This is a genomic window from Tenacibaculum finnmarkense, assembly GCF_900239185.1.
In the GTDB taxonomy this organism is placed as follows: domain Bacteria; phylum Bacteroidota; class Bacteroidia; order Flavobacteriales; family Flavobacteriaceae; genus Polaribacter; species Polaribacter finnmarkensis.
Genome location: NZ_OENA01000053.1, coordinates 211,499 through 228,090 on the forward strand (window position 1 = coordinate 211,499; position 16,592 = coordinate 228,090).

General features: G+C 30.8%; 17 protein-coding genes and 3 tRNA genes. 4 read left to right on the top strand and 16 right to left on the bottom strand.

The features are described from left to right. Positions 1 to 86: 86 nt before the first annotated feature. The 14 genes from AQ1689_RS06805 to trxA all read right to left on the bottom strand — a co-directional run bounded on the left by AQ1689_RS06805 (position 87) and on the right by trxA (position 8,043). A complete protein-coding gene (locus AQ1689_RS06805) occupies positions 87 to 509 on the bottom strand; it encodes a hypothetical protein (protein WP_101914745.1) in 423 nt (140 codons plus the stop codon). Beyond that, complete coding sequence (locus tag AQ1689_RS06810) at positions 509 to 964, bottom strand: helix-turn-helix transcriptional regulator (RefSeq protein ID WP_101914746.1); 456 nt, start codon at positions 962 to 964, stop codon at positions 509 to 511. The genes AQ1689_RS06805 and AQ1689_RS06810 overlap by 1 nt, the downstream gene beginning before the upstream one ends. Before the next feature lie 2 nt (positions 965 to 966). After that, positions 967 to 1,530 (bottom strand): hypothetical protein, encoded by a 564-nt coding sequence (locus AQ1689_RS06815; RefSeq protein WP_101955593.1) that lies wholly within the window; start codon positions 1,528 to 1,530, stop codon positions 967 to 969. Positions 1,531 to 1,683: 153 nt separating this feature from the next. Then, positions 1,684 to 2,025 carry a hypothetical protein gene (locus AQ1689_RS06820; RefSeq protein ID WP_101955594.1) on the bottom strand — a complete coding sequence of 114 codons (342 nt, stop codon included), beginning with the start codon at positions 2,023 to 2,025 and terminating at the stop codon, positions 1,684 to 1,686. A 144-nt stretch (positions 2,026 to 2,169) separates the two neighbouring features. Next, positions 2,170 to 2,301 (bottom strand): hypothetical protein, encoded by a 132-nt coding sequence (locus AQ1689_RS13375; RefSeq protein ID WP_010134019.1) that lies wholly within the window; start codon positions 2,299 to 2,301, stop codon positions 2,170 to 2,172. A gap of 222 nt (positions 2,302 to 2,523) precedes the next feature. Next, positions 2,524 to 2,754: a hypothetical protein gene (locus AQ1689_RS06825; RefSeq protein ID WP_101914749.1), complete on the bottom strand. Its 231-nt coding sequence runs from the start codon at positions 2,752 to 2,754 to the stop codon at positions 2,524 to 2,526. Beyond that, positions 2,744 to 3,118: a hypothetical protein gene (locus AQ1689_RS06830; protein WP_101914750.1), complete on the bottom strand. Its 375-nt coding sequence runs from the start codon at positions 3,116 to 3,118 to the stop codon at positions 2,744 to 2,746. Before AQ1689_RS06830 ends, AQ1689_RS06825 begins: the two co-directional genes overlap by 11 nt. Before the next feature lie 10 nt (positions 3,119 to 3,128). Next, on the bottom strand, positions 3,129 to 3,464 hold the full coding sequence (locus tag AQ1689_RS06835; RefSeq protein ID WP_101914751.1) for a hypothetical protein: 336 nt from the start codon (positions 3,462 to 3,464) through the stop codon (positions 3,129 to 3,131). 257 nt (positions 3,465 to 3,721) lie between these two features. Then, a tRNA-Asp gene (locus AQ1689_RS06840) sits at positions 3,722 to 3,795 on the bottom strand. Between the two features lie 38 nt (positions 3,796 to 3,833). After that, positions 3,834 to 3,907 (bottom strand) — tRNA-Asp (locus tag AQ1689_RS06845). Positions 3,908 to 3,948: 41 nt separating this feature from the next. Continuing rightward, positions 3,949 to 4,022, bottom strand: a tRNA-Asp gene (locus AQ1689_RS06850). 58 nt (positions 4,023 to 4,080) lie between these two features. Beyond that, entirely contained in the window at positions 4,081 to 5,004 is a 924-nt protein-coding gene (locus AQ1689_RS06855; RefSeq protein ID WP_101955595.1) for a DUF58 domain-containing protein, read from the bottom strand. Between the two features lie 79 nt (positions 5,005 to 5,083). Then, entirely contained in the window at positions 5,084 to 7,633 is a 2,550-nt protein-coding gene (locus AQ1689_RS06860; protein ID WP_101955596.1) for a M1 family metallopeptidase, read from the bottom strand. A gap of 92 nt (positions 7,634 to 7,725) precedes the next feature. After that, positions 7,726 to 8,043 (bottom strand): thioredoxin, encoded by a 318-nt coding sequence (trxA, locus tag AQ1689_RS06865; protein ID WP_058885805.1) that lies wholly within the window; start codon positions 8,041 to 8,043, stop codon positions 7,726 to 7,728. Between the two features lie 323 nt (positions 8,044 to 8,366). On the opposite strand from trxA, the gene metK reads away from it, so the two are divergent. Both metK and AQ1689_RS06875 read left to right on the top strand, forming a co-directional pair. Continuing rightward, entirely contained in the window at positions 8,367 to 9,623 is a 1,257-nt protein-coding gene (gene metK, locus AQ1689_RS06870) for a methionine adenosyltransferase (protein ID WP_101955597.1), read from the top strand. Between the two features lie 152 nt (positions 9,624 to 9,775). Beyond that, positions 9,776 to 10,561, top strand: a complete 786-nt coding sequence (locus tag AQ1689_RS06875; protein ID WP_101955598.1) for a hypothetical protein — start codon at positions 9,776 to 9,778, stop codon at positions 10,559 to 10,561. A gap of 84 nt (positions 10,562 to 10,645) precedes the next feature. Here the strand turns inward: AQ1689_RS06875 and sppA are convergent, their stop codons facing one another. Continuing rightward, positions 10,646 to 12,403, bottom strand: coding sequence for a signal peptide peptidase SppA (sppA, locus tag AQ1689_RS06880; RefSeq protein ID WP_101955599.1), 1,758 nt, complete (start codon positions 12,401 to 12,403; stop codon positions 10,646 to 10,648). Between the two features lie 301 nt (positions 12,404 to 12,704). Here sppA and AQ1689_RS06885 point away from each other — a divergent pair, with 301 nt between their 5' ends. Together AQ1689_RS06885 and AQ1689_RS06890 are read left to right on the top strand one after the other, a co-directional pair. Further along, positions 12,705 to 13,265: a DNA-3-methyladenine glycosylase I gene (locus AQ1689_RS06885; RefSeq protein ID WP_101914757.1), complete on the top strand. Its 561-nt coding sequence runs from the start codon at positions 12,705 to 12,707 to the stop codon at positions 13,263 to 13,265. Between the two features lie 44 nt (positions 13,266 to 13,309). After that, a complete protein-coding gene (locus AQ1689_RS06890) occupies positions 13,310 to 15,382 on the top strand; it encodes a dipeptidyl-peptidase 3 family protein (RefSeq protein WP_101955600.1) in 2,073 nt (690 codons plus the stop codon). Positions 15,383 to 15,542: 160 nt separating this feature from the next. On the opposite strand, the gene AQ1689_RS06895 is transcribed toward AQ1689_RS06890, so the two are convergent. Next, positions 15,543 to 16,553 (bottom strand): metal-dependent hydrolase, encoded by a 1,011-nt coding sequence (locus AQ1689_RS06895; RefSeq protein ID WP_101955601.1) that lies wholly within the window; start codon positions 16,551 to 16,553, stop codon positions 15,543 to 15,545. Positions 16,554 to 16,592 lie beyond the last annotated feature (39 nt).

Genomic DNA, 16,592 nt, shown 5'->3' on the forward strand with positions numbered 1-16,592 from the left:
GGGAATTTTAGAATTGCAAAGATATTGTAAAAGCCTTTTTTATACAATATATATATGGTATTTTAAATTTGAAGTTTTTTTTGATTTTATTTCTCAAATTCGCCATCTTCGGTAATCATCTGCGAAACATTTAATGTTGGTAAAATAAACTCATTAAATATGGTATTGTCAGTTTTTGAATGTAAAACTCCTCTTGTTGTTCCTACTGTAATCATGGCTAAATGTGCTAAAAAATCTTTTGGAATATGTATTTTTGTGCCTTTATTAAAAATATTCCATTTAGTTTCTTCAATACCAAATTCACAGGAAACCTCAATAATTAAGAACGGTTTTTTATTTTGTTCAAATTGAAACTTAATGATTGAAATTATTGCTGGATTTTCTGAATTTATGCCAAATTTCACAATTGCTTCTAATCCAATTTCTTCACAACAAGTATCATAAGCATCTTCAATTATAGCAAATTGTTCCGTGTTTATTTTTTCTAATTTGAATCCAATTTCATTCATTACGATACCTTTTTATTAAGTTCTGTATTCTTTGAAAAATCAACTGTAATAACTTTTGATTTTACTGAAGACATTTTATAATTACTATTCGTTTTAAAAGTTGATTTTGTATAACTGAAATCTTTATGTAAATTTATTTGCGTTTTTTGTGTTTTATTTAATTCTAATAATTGAATTTTTAACACATCTTCAATTTTTGAGATTGTTTCTAAAGTTAAATTTTCTCTTCCTTTAATTATTTTACTTATTTGTTGAGGCGAAACATCTAATAATTTAGCTAATTCTTTTTGTTTAATATTATTAGTTTTAAGGAAGGTATTAATTTTAATAGCTATTTTTCTTGAATGTTTTAACCAAGATTTATTAGCTAATCGGTTTTTAGCTTTATCCTCCCAATTACTTTTATTATCGGAAGTTAGTGTGTTTAGTTTTTTATTAAGGTCTTTAATTGCCATAATTATTTTATTTCTAGATACTCGAAGTCATCTTGGTCAAATAATCCATTTTCAATCAAGTATTCTTTTACTATTTCTAGTTTTTGTAACTCTTTTTTTAAGTGTTCACGTTCATTCATCGTTGGGGTTAATTTAATAGCACCGCCAGAAATAACAAACGTATTTTTTGCAATTCGAATAGCATATATCCTTAACCAGCTTTTACGTTCAGAGCCATATACTTTTGTTTTTAAATGATTTATAAGTTTGTAATCTTTGTTGTTTAGCGGTTTAAATAGGGTTTGAAGTGTTTCATAATCGTTGGTTTTTCCTCTTTCTGATATTTCTAATATTGTTTGTTCAAGTTCTTCTGCTTCTTGAATAGTTCTTTCAATTGCCTGTTCAATATTTATTTCTCCAAAAAAACCGCTTTGTAGATCTAGGATATGTTCTTCGAAAAAATCAGATAAAAATTCAACATCTGTCCAATCGTCAAAAATTCTTTCAAATTCATCCGTATCATTGTTTATGTATTTAACAGAAATTAAACTGTCTTTTATTATAGCAAATATATTGTTTATTTTCATGAAAATCAACCTACAGGTTTATTTTTTTGGTTTTTAGGAGTGTAAATATATTAAATATTTATAATTGATTTGGTTTTAAATCCATCAAAAAACCTACTTAAAAATCTGTGTGGATTTTTTGGAGTAGGTTGAGAAGTAGTAATAAATTATATACTATTTAAGTTTGTGTTTTTTAATCATTTTTCTTCGGTGGTGGTGGTGGTGGTGGAGCCTGATAACGAGGCATGCTATTATTGGGTTAATATCTGTTTCCAATTTTTTAAGTTTAAAGAAAGCATTTGTAGCTTGTTCTTCTGTTATTCGGTTAGAGTCGAATTGATACCATAATTTTTCAATTTTGTTGTAGTAATCGGCGTAAAACTTATGAATGTCGTCAAGGTTTTTTAACTGTTTTTCATTCATAATTAAATGAGGTTGCAATAATTTTAGTAATGAAATTCCAGCAATTAGAATACAAGCAATAAGTGGTAGGTCTTTCCATATTTTCCAGCCCATAATTCCAGCAGAGGAAAAAGTAAGAATTCCTATATTAAAAATTCTTAAAATAAATCTTTGTCGATCAGAATAAATCGAAGTAAATACGATATTATGTTTTGATTGAGTTAATTCTGTCCAAATTCTATTTCTCATAAATTCTTATTAGTCTCCTTTTTTATGTTTATGCGGTTTTAATGACGGAGTATTTCCAGGAGTACTTTTATTATCTCTTTGACGTCTGTCTGGTTTACCTGTTGATTTTGCTGTTCTTTTTGGTCCTGGTTTAATTCCCATATTTTTCTTTTTTGTAGATATTAAGTTTATAGATTGCAAGTTCGTGTTTTTTCGTGATATTTAGACTTAAATTTTTTAACATGTTGATTGATAGGTGTTAATAGGTTTTTGTTTTATTAGGATAATTTGCTGTAATCTTGGATTAAGCATAATTATTGGGGAGAATTTAAAAAAAAGCCTCTCAAATAAATGAGAAGCTTTTAAAATGTATACATAATAATTTTAAGCCTTGCTTAATTTAAGAATATCTAAAACATTGTACTTTGGGGTGAAAAAGAAATCCTCTAAGGAGTCTTTAATAGTACGTTTTTTAGAAACTTCAACTTTTTCAGCTACTTGATTGGGGGTAATTTCAAGTATGCTATTTTTATAAAAATTTTGATACAAATCAATAAAATCGATAAATTCAGTATCAAAATTACACTCTTTTAAAATTAGCTCATTATAATTCATCGTTTAGTTCTTTAGTGTATTTATTTAACAATTTTCTACTAAGTGCTATGTTCGCTTTTTTAGAATCGATAGCTAAATACACAAAATACTCCCCAGAAGGAGCAATATCAATTATATGTATTTGTTTATCAAGGTTAAAGTGTATGTCTCTTAAATTCTCCTCTAAACCTAATGTTTTTATGGCTTTTCGTTTGGCATTTATTATTTCAACATTATATGCGGCAGCTAATGTTGTGTCAAACTCAGGAACATTTGAGTTTGATACAAGACATTCACCAGAAGCTATTTCAGCTACACTAATAGCGATGTAACCAGGGATGTTTTCTTTTACATTATTGACTAAGTCATCTAAAATTTTTTGCATTTTACTTATTTTATGTTGGTGGTGTTAAATTCTTTTTTAAAATTAATTCTATTAATGAAATATTGAAATTTTCATTTGATAGAAGTGCTATTATATGTTGCTCGTGTTTAATTAGCAGTATATTTTGAGTATTAGATTTTAATATAAGTTCCTTTAATTCTGCATTGTAAAAAGTGCTTAAAAAATGACTACTCATATTAAAAATAGCGGTGTTAAAAGTAGCTGTTTTTTCTTTTAGCGTATCAGATTGATTTTCTTCGGAATAAAAATCGAGTATGTTACCATCTTCATTAATAAGGTAAATAGCGTTGGAATTTGTTTCCGAAATTATTTTTTTAAAATCCATTATATTTATTTAATCTAAATAAAAGACAAATATAAGTAGTTTTATTAGTTGTTTTTAATTTTTTTTTAAAAAAATAAATAGTGTTTGGTAATATCTTGGTGGTTTGATAGTAAAGATTAATGGTGGAGAAATATAAAAAAGCTGTTTTTGGAATACTAAAAAATACGATTTGGGTTGTATAGCGAAGTAATTTTAGATTTAAAAAGAGAGTAGGGTATAAAAAAGAAAAAGCCCCTCAAATAAATGAGAAGCTTTTGCGGTCTGGACGGGACTCGAACCCGCGACCCCCTGCGTGACAGGCAGGTATTCTAACCAGCTGAACTACCAGACCGTTGCTTGTAGCAATACTTTAACTTACTTAACTAATTGCGGTCTGGACGGGACTCGAACCCGCGACCCCCTGCGTGACAGGCAGGTATTCTAACCAGCTGAACTACCAGACCGTTGCTTTTAGCTTTGTACTTGTTTACTTAAAATAATATTGCGGTCTGGACGGGACTCGAACCCGCGACCCCCTGCGTGACAGGCAGGTATTCTAACCAGCTGAACTACCAGACCGTTGCTAATTACTCTAAGCGAGTGCAAATATAAGACCTTTTTCTTAATTGAAAAAAGATTATTGATGTTTTTTTTGCCTACTTATTAAATAAGTGGTTAATATTTTGTCAAAACCTTCGTTTATATCAACAGGAATATAATCTATTTTGTATTGTAAGCATTTGTTTTTTAGGTTTTTGTGATGTGTTTTGCTAAGTTCGGTATATTGTTTTTGAATGTTATCAGGATGTAAATTTATTTCTTCCCCAGTTTCAATATCTACAAATTTTTTGGGGCTATTATCAAAATTAAATAGCAATTCCGTCTTTTTATCATAGGTATGAAACAAAATTACTTCATGTTTATTGAATTTTAAATGTCGTAAAGCGTCAAATAATTCTTCTTCATTTTTTGTAGTCTGAAACATATCGGTAAATAAAAAGATCAAAGAACGCTGATGAATTTTTTCGGCTATTTCATGTAAATATTGATAGGTTTCTGTGCTCGCCTTACTTGTTGATGTTACTAAATGATCTAATTGATTCAATAACATTTTTCGATGTCGTTCACTTCCTTTTTCGGGGGCATAATATTCGTAGCTATCCGAATAAATACTCAAACCAACGGCATCTCGTTGCTTTTTTAAAATTTCCATCAAGCAGGCTGCGGCAACTGCCGAAAAACCAATTTTATTTAAGTGGTTGATTCTTTGGTTTTTAATAATAGGGTAGTGCATCGATGCCGAATTGTCAATAATAATATGACACCTTAAATTCGTTTCCTCTTCGTACTTTTTTATGTAGAGTTTTTCGGTTTTAGCAAATAGCTTCCAATCTATATGACGGGTGCTTTCGCCTTTATTATAGAGTTTATGTTCCGAAAACTCTACCGAAAACCCATGAAAAGGGCTTTTGTGTATGCCTGTAATAAAACCTTCAACTACTTGTTTGGCTAGTAATTCAAGGTTTTTAATATCCGAAGAAATTGTTTTGATATCAATCATATCTTTCGAAAATAAAAAAAAGGTTTGACAAATAGCCAAACCTTTTAATATATTAATGATATCTTATTTATTTTGAGTGTTATTTATTTTGAACTCTAATTAAGTTATCGGTAGTTTGTAATAGTTTCATTTTAAGAATAGGGTTGTAGTTGGGGTTTTCTTTCAAGAAGTTTTGTAAAATATTAAAAGCTTCTTTTGAACTGTACTCTCCAACAGAACTGCTCAACCATCGTTTTGGAAAAAAAATATCGCCGGTTAATTGAATTTCTTCTAAAATAGTTAAACAGGTTTTAAAATGTTTAATGCTTGATTTTTGCCTTAACGGATGGTGTATATTATACAATGCTGCTTGTACCCAGGCTTCTTTTTCTCTATTTTCTTTTTTAAATAATTGACGCATAAAATCATCCCTTTCTTGTTCTTTTTCAGACAAACTAGGCAGTAACCATTTAAAACGCTTTAATTTATCAGGGTTGCTAATTCTAGTTAGTTGGGTTGTTAATATTTCGCTTGCTTTTGGGTGTTTATATACGGCTAATTTTGTAGCTAAATCAGTAAAAGTAGCACTACTTATATAAAGATTTGGAATTGATTTTTTCTTTGCCCATAATTGATATAAAAACTCTTTTCCTTGATCAGAAATGGCAATTGATTTGTATAAACCAAAGGCTGTTCTTTTTAAATTTTTAGAAATCGTTGAATTTAATAAATTAAGTAATTTAGACTCTAGTTCTTGTTGTGTCGTAGTTCTTTGTTTTTTAGTAAAAAACGACCAATATATTGTGTTAATTTTACCCGAAATATAACTGGCTATAAGTTCGTTTTTTTCGACCAACATTCCGTGTAAAAAAATATCAAACGCTTTTTGAGCTGTAATGTTGTTATTTAATAAATTCTCATATAAATTGATATATGCGTAGCCTCTAGCTACTTGCTCTTTTAGTTGATTGTAAAATGGAGCAGTATTGCTATCAATAGGAAAAACACCATAACCTAGCCCGTTGTAATTATAAACAATATACGTTGGTTTTTTTAAGCCAATAACCTGATTAAAATCAAATTTTTTATCAGACAAGCTAATGTTAAACGTTTTTATTTCCTTCGGATAAACAAGAGCAATACTAAAAGATTGTGTCCATAAGTTAGCGGTTTTATCTTCTGCTTTTTGATAAATTTTAAAAGATGATATTTTGCCATTTTTATATGTAATACTATCTGAAATAATAGGTCTTCCAGATTTGTGAACCCAAACATTACTCCATTTTACAATATCTTTAGCTGATTTTTTATTAAAAATACCCACAAGTTCGTTCCAATCGGCATTTTTATTTGCATACGTTTTTATATACTCCTGAATACCTTCTTTAAAAGCCTGCTCTCCTAGTATTTGCTCTAGTTGACGCATCATAATTGGCGCTTTATTGTAAATAATTCGACCATATAATGAACCCGCATTTTTAAGATTATCTAAGTTTTGACGTATCTCATTTGTTCCTTGGGTTCTATCTTCAGAATAAGCACTAGGATAGTGTGCCATAATAAATTGCAATTGGTGGTTGATATCAGGAAAAACAGGATTCATTATTTTATCAGCTATAAAATTAGCAAATACTTCTTTGATCCAAACATCGTTAAACCATTTCATGGTAACCAAGTTTCCAAACCACATATGAGCAGTTTCGTGAGCAATTAATTTGGCTCTTGATAATTTGCTGTTTTGTGTGGCGTTTTTATCTAAAAATAAAGAAGATTCTTTATATTGTATGGCACCAACATGTTCCATTCCACCATATTGAAAAGGAGGAATAGCTGCAAAATCCATTTTTTGGAACGGAAATTTATAAGCCGTATATTTTTCTAAGAAATCAATTGATTTTTGATGAATATTAAAAATTTCATCAATACTTTCGGTTATTTTTTCTTCGTTATTTTCTCGATATAATAACTGCATATCAAAAGCACCAGGGTTTTTACCGACCTGGTTAAATATTCCTGCAACAAACGAAAATAAATAGGTACTCATTGTATCAGACTCTTTAAATTTGTGTTCTATAAAATTTCCTTTAGCAGTTTGTGAAGCTTCAAAAGCTGCACACAATACTTTCCATTTTTTTGGAGCACTAATCGTTAGGGTGTAATTGGCTTTAATATCAGGCTGATCAAAACAAGGGAATAAGGTACTTGCTCTGTCAGGAACAAGTAAAGTATATAAAAAATCATCACTTCTATTTAATGACATTTCACCAGCGTCAAAGTTAATATCTATACTGTTTTTTCCTTTTATTAGTAGTTTTTTTGCAATAATAAGATGCTCTTTTTGATGTATAATTTCAATCTTTTTATTGTTTACTATAATTGATTTAATGTTTGATTTCTTTTCATTAAAGTCTAAGATTAAATCATTACTAAGGTCTTTAATAGTAGCAGATACTTTTAAAGTACTTGGAATTACATCTGATTTAGCTTCGGGGATATTAAATGTTAGTGCATATTTTACAGCATCAACTTGTTGTTTTCTGTAAGTTGCTAATTGTTTCGAAATTCCTTTTTCAATTAAAATGGGGGTGCTTTTTGTTTGATTACAGCCACAAATTAATAAGCTAGCAAAAAGTATAAAGAGGTGTTTCATATATGGGGAAATTTTAATTTTAAATAAAAAAAAGGTTTGACAAATAGCCAAACCTTTTAATATATTAATGATATCTTATAAAAAAATACGGCTTATAAAGCAGCATCAATTTTATCAGTATATGCTTTTTTAGGAGCTGCACCAACTTGTTTGTCTACAACTTCACCGTTTTTAAATACTAATACAGTAGGAATATTTCTTACACCATATTTAGCCGCAAATTCTTGGTTATTGTCAACATCAACCTTACCAACAACAGCTTTTCCTTCATATTCGTTACCAATTTCGTCAACAATAGGACCTACCATTCTACAAGGACCACACCATGCTGCCCAGAAATCAACTAATACTGGTTTGTCTGATTTTAATACTAACTCTTCGAAGTTTGCGTCTGTAATTTCTAATGCCATTTTTTTATGTTTTTAATTAGTTTATTTCCTTATTTATAATACTACAAAAGTAATCAAATATTTTAGCAATGCAATTTTACCTAAATTACTTTTTATTATAAGAATATCAATAGTTTCTATTTTGTTTTTTAGCTGTTTGTTTTTGTGTGTGTAAAATAATCAATAACTTAGCCCCATAATTTTCGAGGAAAAATTTGACTGATTGCAACCTCATTGAACACAAGTTCATACTAAAAAGCTAAAGCAGTAAATATCTACTCCTTTTAAGTTATTTAAGCAATCTCAAGTTTTTCTTTTTTCTAATCTAAAAAAATAGCAGTTTTATGTCATATTTATTTACTTCGGAAAGTGTTTCTGAAGGACATCCAGATAAAGTAGCAGATCAAATTTCTGATGCTTTAATAGATAATTTTTTAGCTTTTGATGTAGCATCAAAAGTAGCTTGTGAAACTTTAGTAACCACAGGACAGGTAGTTTTAGCTGGTGAAGTAAAATCTAAAACATATTTAGATGTTCAAAAAATTGCAAGAGATGTAATTAACAAAATAGGATACACCAAAAGCGAATATATGTTCGATGGTAGTTCTTGTGGTGTTTTTTCGGCAATTCATGAGCAATCTCCAGATATAAATCAAGGAGTAGTAAGAGCAAACCCTGAAGATCAAGGAGCAGGAGACCAAGGAATGATGTTTGGTTATGCCACCGATGAAACGCAAAATTACATGCCGTTAGCCTTAGATTTATCGCACCGTTTGTTAATCGAATTAGCCGAATTACGTAGAGAAAATAAAGATATTACCTATTTACGCCCCGATGCAAAATCGCAAGTAACTATTGAATATTCTGACGATAACGTGCCACAAAGAATCGATGCGATTGTAATTTCTACACAGCACGATGATTTTGATGCCGATGATGCGGTAATGTTAGCAAAAATTAAAAAAGATATTGTTTCGATTTTAATACCTAGAGTAGTAGCAAAATTACCAGCGAATATTCAAAAATTATTTACCGATAATATTACCTATCATATTAATCCAACAGGAGTTTTCGTAATTGGAGGACCTCACGGAGATACTGGTTTAACAGGGCGTAAAATTATTGTTGATACTTACGGAGGAAAAGGAGCACACGGAGGTGGCGCATTTTCAGGAAAAGATCCATCGAAAGTAGATCGTTCTGGAGCCTATGCAACACGTCATATTGCCAAGAATTTAGTAGCTTCAGGATTGTGTAAAGAAGTTTTAGTACAAGTTTCGTATGCTATTGGAGTTGCAAAACCAACGAGTATTAATGTAGAAACTTACGGAACTTCAACAGTTGATAAAACAGACGGAGAAATCAGTAAAATAGTAGAAAGCATTTTTGATATGCGTCCTTATTTTATCGAGCAACGTTTAAAATTAAGAACGCCAATTTATTCTGAAACTGCTGCTTACGGGCATATGGGAAGAAAATCAGAAGTTAAAACAGTAACTTTTTCAAACCCGATGGGTGAAACTGTTTCGCAAGAAGTAGAAACGTTTACTTGGGAAAAATTAGATTATGTTGATGTAATCAAAGAAAATTTCGGTTTGTAAAAGAGTCTTTAAAATAGCTTATGAAATAATCTTACGATTTGATTTTAAGCTTTATAAAGTAAAGTAATAACACAAAAATACCTGCAATTTATATTGTAGGTATTTTTTTATGCGCTATTTTCGTGCAAAATTAATTTAAAAATTCAAAACCAATGAAAAAGTTAAAAAGTGTATTTGCAATCGGTTTACTAGTCGGATTAATGACTGCTTGTACGAGTTCTGCTACGGACGATTTTGAAGCAGCAAACGAGCTAGCAAAGAGAAAAACATTAAAAATGATTACAGCTATAAACCAAGCGAATAGTAAAGAGTCGGCATCTTCTAGTTTTACTTATGATGTAAACAATAAATTAGTAAATGTTTCAGCAACAGAAGGTTCTGAAGCTGCTTCGGTAAGCTATTTAAACGACGGAAGTGTTATAAAAGCAGGAGATGGTAACGGTAATTCTGAAAATTTTGCGATTCAAAATTTATATAAAGCCCCTTATAATGTATATGAAACAGGAGACGTTTTAGAATATGACGCTAATAAAAATCCAAGTAAAATTGCTTTTCGTGATATGGTTTATAATTACGAAACAGGCGAATATATTATGGAAACTCAAACAGCAGAATTAACCTACGATACCAACCCAAATTTATACTTTGGTACTTTAGAATCAGCAGGTCTTATTGAAATTTTAGATGGCGTTTCTTTAGATTTTGGAATCAATACGCAAGCGTCAGAAGTTTTAAAAGCAAGAGCGTTATTGCCTACAAATAATGTAACAAAAATAGTCTATAAAGATGCTGATCAGAACATTGTAGGAACGTTAAATATTGAGTACACCTATGATGCCGACGGATATCCTGTAAAAGGAACAGGTGTTGCAACAAGCAATAATAAAAATGAAAACAACGAACCTATTCGTGTTGATGTTGTTTATAGTTATAACTAAATTTTAAAATATTTATAATAAAAAAGCCTTGACACAATGTATTGTGTCAAGGCTTTTTTGTTGAGGTTTTAAAAAGATAAAAACTTATTTTATCTGAAGAATATATGGCATTCTCGCCTGAATTCCTTCTAATTTTTTTAGCGCATTAATGTTGTTATATAACTCATAATTTTCATCACCTAAAGCTTCTTTTAAAATATCTTCTTTTGATGCTTTTGCAAAAAGAGAAAGGTTAAAAGTTTCTTTAAAATCTTTTTTGTAAACAGGGTAATTACGTACTCTATAGCTTTCAATTTCGGCTAAATTTGCCGCAACAGCAATGGCATCATTTAAGTTACCAAGTTGATCAACCAAACCATTTTCAACAGCTTGTTTACCTGTCCAAACACGTCCTTGAGCCACGTTATTTACTTGTTCAAAAGTCATGTTTCTTCCTGTGGCAACACGGTTTACAAAAACAGTATAAATATGCTCAACACCTTGTTTAGTAACCGTATAAAACTTGTCGTTTATCGGCTCAAAAACACTGTAATTAGGGTTGCTATTTGTAGATACCTGCTCAGCGTTAATCCCCATGAATCCTGCTAATTTATGAAAGTTCGGAACTGCTCCAAAAACACCAATAGAACCTGTAATAGTTGTAGGTTCAGCAATAATTTTATCGGCATTACAAGCAATATAATAACCCCCTGAAGCGGCTAAATTCCCCATAGAAACAACTAAAGGTTTTTCTTTTTTCGCCAATTCTAATTCACGCCAAATAAGTTCAGAAGCTAAGGCGCTTCCACCAGGTGAATTTACACGCAATACAATCGCTTTTACATTTTTATCTTTACGAGCTTTTCGAATGGCTTTATTGGTAACCTCTTGCCCAATAATATTTTCATTTCCTTTGGCATATCTAATTTCTCCCTGCGCATAAATAACCGCAATTTTATTTTTAGCCGAAGAAGAAATGCGTCCTTTTCCCGATTTTATATAATCAGCTAAAGAAATAGTATGTACTTTTTTATCAGTATTAATAGCTAATTTTTCTTTGTACTGATCTTCATAAATAATAGCGTCAATTAACTTATTTTCTTTAGCTAATTCGGCATTTCTACCATTGGCACTATCGGCAATAATATTTAATTTTTCAACAGAAATATTTCTACTTTTACTAACATCCGCCGTAATTTCCGACCAAATAGATTTTAAAAGAGAGGTAGTTTGCTCACGGTTGGCATCACTCATTTCGTTTAATAAATACGGCTCTACAGCACTTTTGTATTTCCCGTGACGAATTACCTCCATTTTAACACCAAATTTATCTTCAAAATCTTTATAATATAAAATTTCTGTTGATAATCCTTTAAAATCAATAGCGCCCACAGGATTTAAAAATATACTATCGGCAACCGAACTTAAATAGTAGTTTTTTTGCGTATAAACATCATTATAAGCATATACAAATTTTCCACTTTCTTTAAATTCTTCAATTTTATTTCGAATCGCTTGTGTTTGTGCAATACCAGCATTTACACCTATTGTTTTAATGCTAATTCCTTTAATTTTAGTATCGGTTTTAGCATTTTCAATAGCATTTATAATCTTATTTAAGGCTAATTTTTCATCGGCTAATTCTAAGATTTCTGCTAACGGATTATCATCTTTTGGCGCATAATCTTTTATAGGCATTGCCAAGTCTAACTGTAAAACAGAATTCGATTTTACCACTATTTTTTCATCAGAACCCATCCCTGAGCCTACAACGGCGGCAATGGCGATAAAGAAGAAAAACAGTAAAAATATGGCGATAAAAAAGCCTGTAATTGATGCGAGTAAATTTCGTAAAAATTTCATATAATAGTATTAATTTTTTAAGCAAATATACAGTTTTACGCCAAGTTTAGTATCTAACAAAAAACCGAATTAACATTATCTTTTTTATCCGTATAAAAATAAAAATTATTTGGAGCTATTTCCCGCTTTCCGCACTCGCTCTTTTTTGAAAAAAATCAAAAAAGGAGCTCAAACAATTGCTCAATCGGGGCTAGGCTTATCAGTATATTTTTAGTTTTGATAAAAAAAAGTAGAACAAGCATATTTTTTTAAGCTATTTAAATAGTACATTTCATAATTAAAAAAATCAAAAAATCAAAAAATGAAAAAAAGATGTTTATGGGTTACGGATGATTTATCGTATATAAAATACCACGATACCGAGTGGGGAGTTCCCGTATATGATGATGCTGTTTTGTTTGAATTCTTAATTTTAGAAAGTTTTCAAGCAGGTTTAAGTTGGGTTACTATATTAAAGAAACGAGAAAATTTTCGCCTCGCTTTTGATAATTTTGATTACACTAAAATTGCCAATTACGATGAAGATAAATACCAAGAATTACTTCAAAATAAAGGAATTATAAGACATCGACTAAAAATTAAATCGGCTATTTTAAACGCCAAACTTTTTATAGAAATTCAAAAAGAATTTGGGTCTTTTTCAACCTATATTTGGAGTTTTGTACAAGGAAAACCGATTTATAATAACTTTAAAACAACTGCCGAAATACCTGCTAAAACGGTTTTGTCAACACAAATTTCAACGAATTTAAAAAAGCGTGGATTTAAGTTTGTAGGCGACACAATAATGTATGCTTATATGCAGGCAATAGGCATGGTTAATGACCATACAACAAGCTGTTTTAAGCATCCTGAATTTTAAAATTTGTATCTTTATCGGCAGAAAAACAATTTAAAATCATAAAAATGAAAATCAAACAAATACTTTGTACTGCCGCAGCGGTTAGTGTATTAGTTTCTTGTGGACTAGAGACTAAAAAAGACACTAAAAAAGATGCCAAACAAGCAGTAAGTAAAGAAGTAAACAAAGAAGTTTCTGATGTTTTAAAATTTAACTATGAGGTAGAGCAATTTGCCGACATTAAAGTGTTGAGGTATCAAATTCCAGGATTTGAAGCACTAACCTTAAAAGAAAAAAAGTTGGTGTATTATTTAACCCAAGCAGGTTTGGCAGGGCGAGATATTATGTGGGATCAAAATTATCGTTACAATCTTGAAATTAGAAAAGCTTTAGAGCATATTAATACTAATTTTTCAGGCGATAAAAACAGTGAAGATTTTAAAAAATTCACGACCTATTTAAAACGTGTTTGGTTTTCGAACGGAATTCACCATCATTATTCGAACGATAAAATTAAACCTGATTTTTCTAAAGAGTATTTAGCAGATTTATTAAAGCAAACAAAAGCAAACTTATCCGAAGAAGCTTTAGAGGTTATTTTTAACGATAAAGACGCTAAAAAAGTAAATAAAAAAGCAGGTGTCGATAATGTTTTGGCATCGGCAATTAATTTTTACGGAGCAGATATTACCAGTAAAGAGGTTGAAGCTTTTTACAAAACAGCATACAAAGGAAAAGACGCTAGTAAGCCAATAGAAGCGGGTTTAAACTCGAAATTAGTTCGTGAAAACGGAAAATTAGTAGAAAAAGTATGGAAATCGTGCGGAATGTACGGTGGCGCAATTGACACTATTATTTTTTGGTTAGACAAAGCAAAAGAAGTTGCCGAAAATCAAAAACAAGCAAAGGCTTTAGGCTTGTTAATGGAGTATTATAAAACAGGAAGTTTAGATGTTTGGGATGAATATTGCATTGCTTGGGCAACATCTACAGAAGGAAATATTGATTGGATAAATGGTTTTATCGAAGTATATAATGACCCAAAAGGATATAGAGGTTCGTACGAAACGGTGGTGCAAATAAAAGATTTTGACATGTCTAAAAAGATGAAGGTTTTATCTGAAAACGTACAATGGTTTGAAGACAATGCGCCGTTATCGCCAGCACATAAAAAACAAAATGTAGTAGGAGTTTCTTATAAAACCGTAAATGTTGCAGGAGAAGCTGGAGATGCTTCGCCAAGTACGCCAATCGGGGTGAATTTACCAAACAATAATTGGATCCGTCAGCAGCACGGTTCAAAGTCAGTTTCGTTAGGAAATATTATTGGCGCTTATGGAAATGCAGGGGGTTCAGGAAGGTTAAAAGAATTTGCTTATAGTAAAGAGGAAGTAGCTTTAGAGCTTGCACACGGTAAATTAGCTGATAAATTACACACTGCTTTACATGAGGTAATCGGGCATGCTTCTGGGCAGATAAATAAAGGCATTGGGCAACCAAAAGAAACCTTAAAAAATTACGCTTCTACCATGGAAGAAGGAAGGGCGGATTTAGTCGGATTGTATTATTTAATGGACCCGAAATTACAAGAATTAGGCTTGGTTTCTGACTGGAAAAAAGTAGGAAAAGCAGCTTACGATGGGTATATCAGAAATGGTTTAATGGCACAATTAATCCGTATTAAATTAGGTGATGATATTGAAGAAGATCACATGGTAAACCGTCAATGGGTTTCGGCTTGGGCTTTTGAACAAGGACAAAAAGATAATGTTATTGAAAAAGTAATTAAAGATGGTAAAACCTATTTTGTTGTACATGATTATATGAAACTTCGTGAAATTTTCGGTCGTTTGTTAAAAGAAGCGCAACGAATTAAATCAGAAGGAGATTTTGATGCCGCAAAAGCCTTGGTTGAGGGCTATGGTGTAAAAGTGGATCAGGCATTACACAAGGAAGTTTTAGAACGTAATAAGCAATTTACTTCTGCGCCTTATAGCGGTTTTGTAAACCCTGTTTTAGTACCGATAACCGATGCAAAAGGGATTATTACCGATGTAAAAGTTACACAGCCTAAAACCTTTGAAGAACAAATGAAATTTTACGCTAAAAACCATAGTTTTTTACCTGTTAAAAATTAAAAAAGACTACATTTTGGTCATGCTTAATTTATTTCAGCATCGCATTAACAGAAGAACTATGGTAATTCAGGATGCGATTTCTTAATAAAATGAAAAAACCGATGCTATTTTAGTATCGGTTTTTTTTGGGCTTTAATTTTTTTTGGCTTTGATAAAGGGGTTAATTTCCTTTTAAACGCGTCCATAATTCAGTAAGTAATTTTTTTCCATCACGATTATCTTTCGGTTGTTCTGTAAAAATTACTTTTTTTGATTTTTGGGCTAAAGTATCAACGGTCATTTTATATTTAAAAACAAAATTTTCAGCATTTGGATGCATGCTTAAAAGCCCAAATCTTAAATCGTTAAAATAAAGTTCTTCATTTTTTTTATTGATGGTAAACCAACCTTCAGAAATAAAAATCATCCGTTTAACCGATTCATTTTTAGCAAGATTTCCTAATAAATGATGCTTTTTTAAATGCTTGGTAAAGGTGATGGGTTTTGTATCAAAAAAAGAATAATTAGCCAATAAAAAGGCATCTTCTGTTTGCACATTAGCACTCCAAAGTATGGTGTTTAAAGCAGAAGGTCTGGTATCAATTTGTAAATATTCGATGTTTTGATTTTCTAAAGCTTTTTCAAACTGATTAAAAGCCAACCATTTTAATAAAAAAGTTAGCACTAAATAAGACGAACTGATAATTAATCCCATTTTATTATAAAAACGACGCTTTTCACTTATCCGCTTTTGTGTCATCGCAAAAATTAAAAACACTAAAAAAGGAACTGTATAAAGTGGGTCAATAACAAAAATGGTTTTAAAGGCCAGGCGAATATCAAAAGGCCAAAATAACTGCGTTCCCCAAGTGGTGTGAGCGTCTAAAATAGGATGGGTTATAAATCCTAAAAAGAAAAGCCACGCCCAATCTTTAATATTTTTATGTTTTTCGTAACGGGTTACAATCCACGCAAAAATAGGGGCAAAAACGACCGAAAACACAATGGAATGTGTAAAACCACGATGCAAATAAAGTGCGGTAACTTTATCGGTAAAAAGTGAAGCTAAAACATCTAAATCAGGAATTGTACCGGCAATTGCTCCGTAAAACATCGCCCTGTTTCCAATCTTTTTTCCTAAAACTACTTCGCCAACAGCGGCACCTAATATAATTTGTGTTAATGAATCCATATTTATAGAGATAATTTAGAGCCTGTTTAAAAATTAAAT

Coding starts and splice junctions, on each gene's coding strand:
- AQ1689_RS06805 (WP_101914745.1), bottom strand. CDS start 509: ATGAATGAAATTGGATTCAAATTAGAAAAAATAAACACGGAACAATTT.
- AQ1689_RS06810 (WP_101914746.1), bottom strand. CDS start 964: ATGGCAATTAAAGACCTTAATAAAAAACTAAACACACTAACTTCCGAT.
- AQ1689_RS06815 (WP_101955593.1), bottom strand. CDS start 1,530: ATGAAAATAAACAATATATTTGCTATAATAAAAGACAGTTTAATTTCT.
- AQ1689_RS06820 (WP_101955594.1), bottom strand. CDS start 2,025: ATGGGCTGGAAAATATGGAAAGACCTACCACTTATTGCTTGTATTCTA.
- AQ1689_RS13375 (WP_010134019.1), bottom strand. CDS start 2,301: ATGGGAATTAAACCAGGACCAAAAAGAACAGCAAAATCAACAGGTAAA.
- AQ1689_RS06825 (WP_101914749.1), bottom strand. CDS start 2,754: ATGAATTATAATGAGCTAATTTTAAAAGAGTGTAATTTTGATACTGAA.
- AQ1689_RS06830 (WP_101914750.1), bottom strand. CDS start 3,118: ATGCAAAAAATTTTAGATGACTTAGTCAATAATGTAAAAGAAAACATC.
- AQ1689_RS06835 (WP_101914751.1), bottom strand. CDS start 3,464: ATGGATTTTAAAAAAATAATTTCGGAAACAAATTCCAACGCTATTTAC.
- AQ1689_RS06855 (WP_101955595.1), bottom strand. CDS start 5,004: ATGATTGATATCAAAACAATTTCTTCGGATATTAAAAACCTTGAATTA.
- AQ1689_RS06860 (WP_101955596.1), bottom strand. CDS start 7,633: ATGAAACACCTCTTTATACTTTTTGCTAGCTTATTAATTTGTGGCTGT.
- trxA (WP_058885805.1), bottom strand. CDS start 8,043: ATGGCATTAGAAATTACAGACGCAAACTTCGAAGAGTTAGTATTAAAA.
- metK (WP_101955597.1), top strand. CDS start 8,367: ATGTCATATTTATTTACTTCGGAAAGTGTTTCTGAAGGACATCCAGAT.
- AQ1689_RS06875 (WP_101955598.1), top strand. CDS start 9,776: ATGAAAAAGTTAAAAAGTGTATTTGCAATCGGTTTACTAGTCGGATTA.
- sppA (WP_101955599.1), bottom strand. CDS start 12,403: ATGAAATTTTTACGAAATTTACTCGCATCAATTACAGGCTTTTTTATC.
- AQ1689_RS06885 (WP_101914757.1), top strand. CDS start 12,705: ATGAAAAAAAGATGTTTATGGGTTACGGATGATTTATCGTATATAAAA.
- AQ1689_RS06890 (WP_101955600.1), top strand. CDS start 13,310: ATGAAAATCAAACAAATACTTTGTACTGCCGCAGCGGTTAGTGTATTA.
- AQ1689_RS06895 (WP_101955601.1), bottom strand. CDS start 16,553: ATGGATTCATTAACACAAATTATATTAGGTGCCGCTGTTGGCGAAGTA.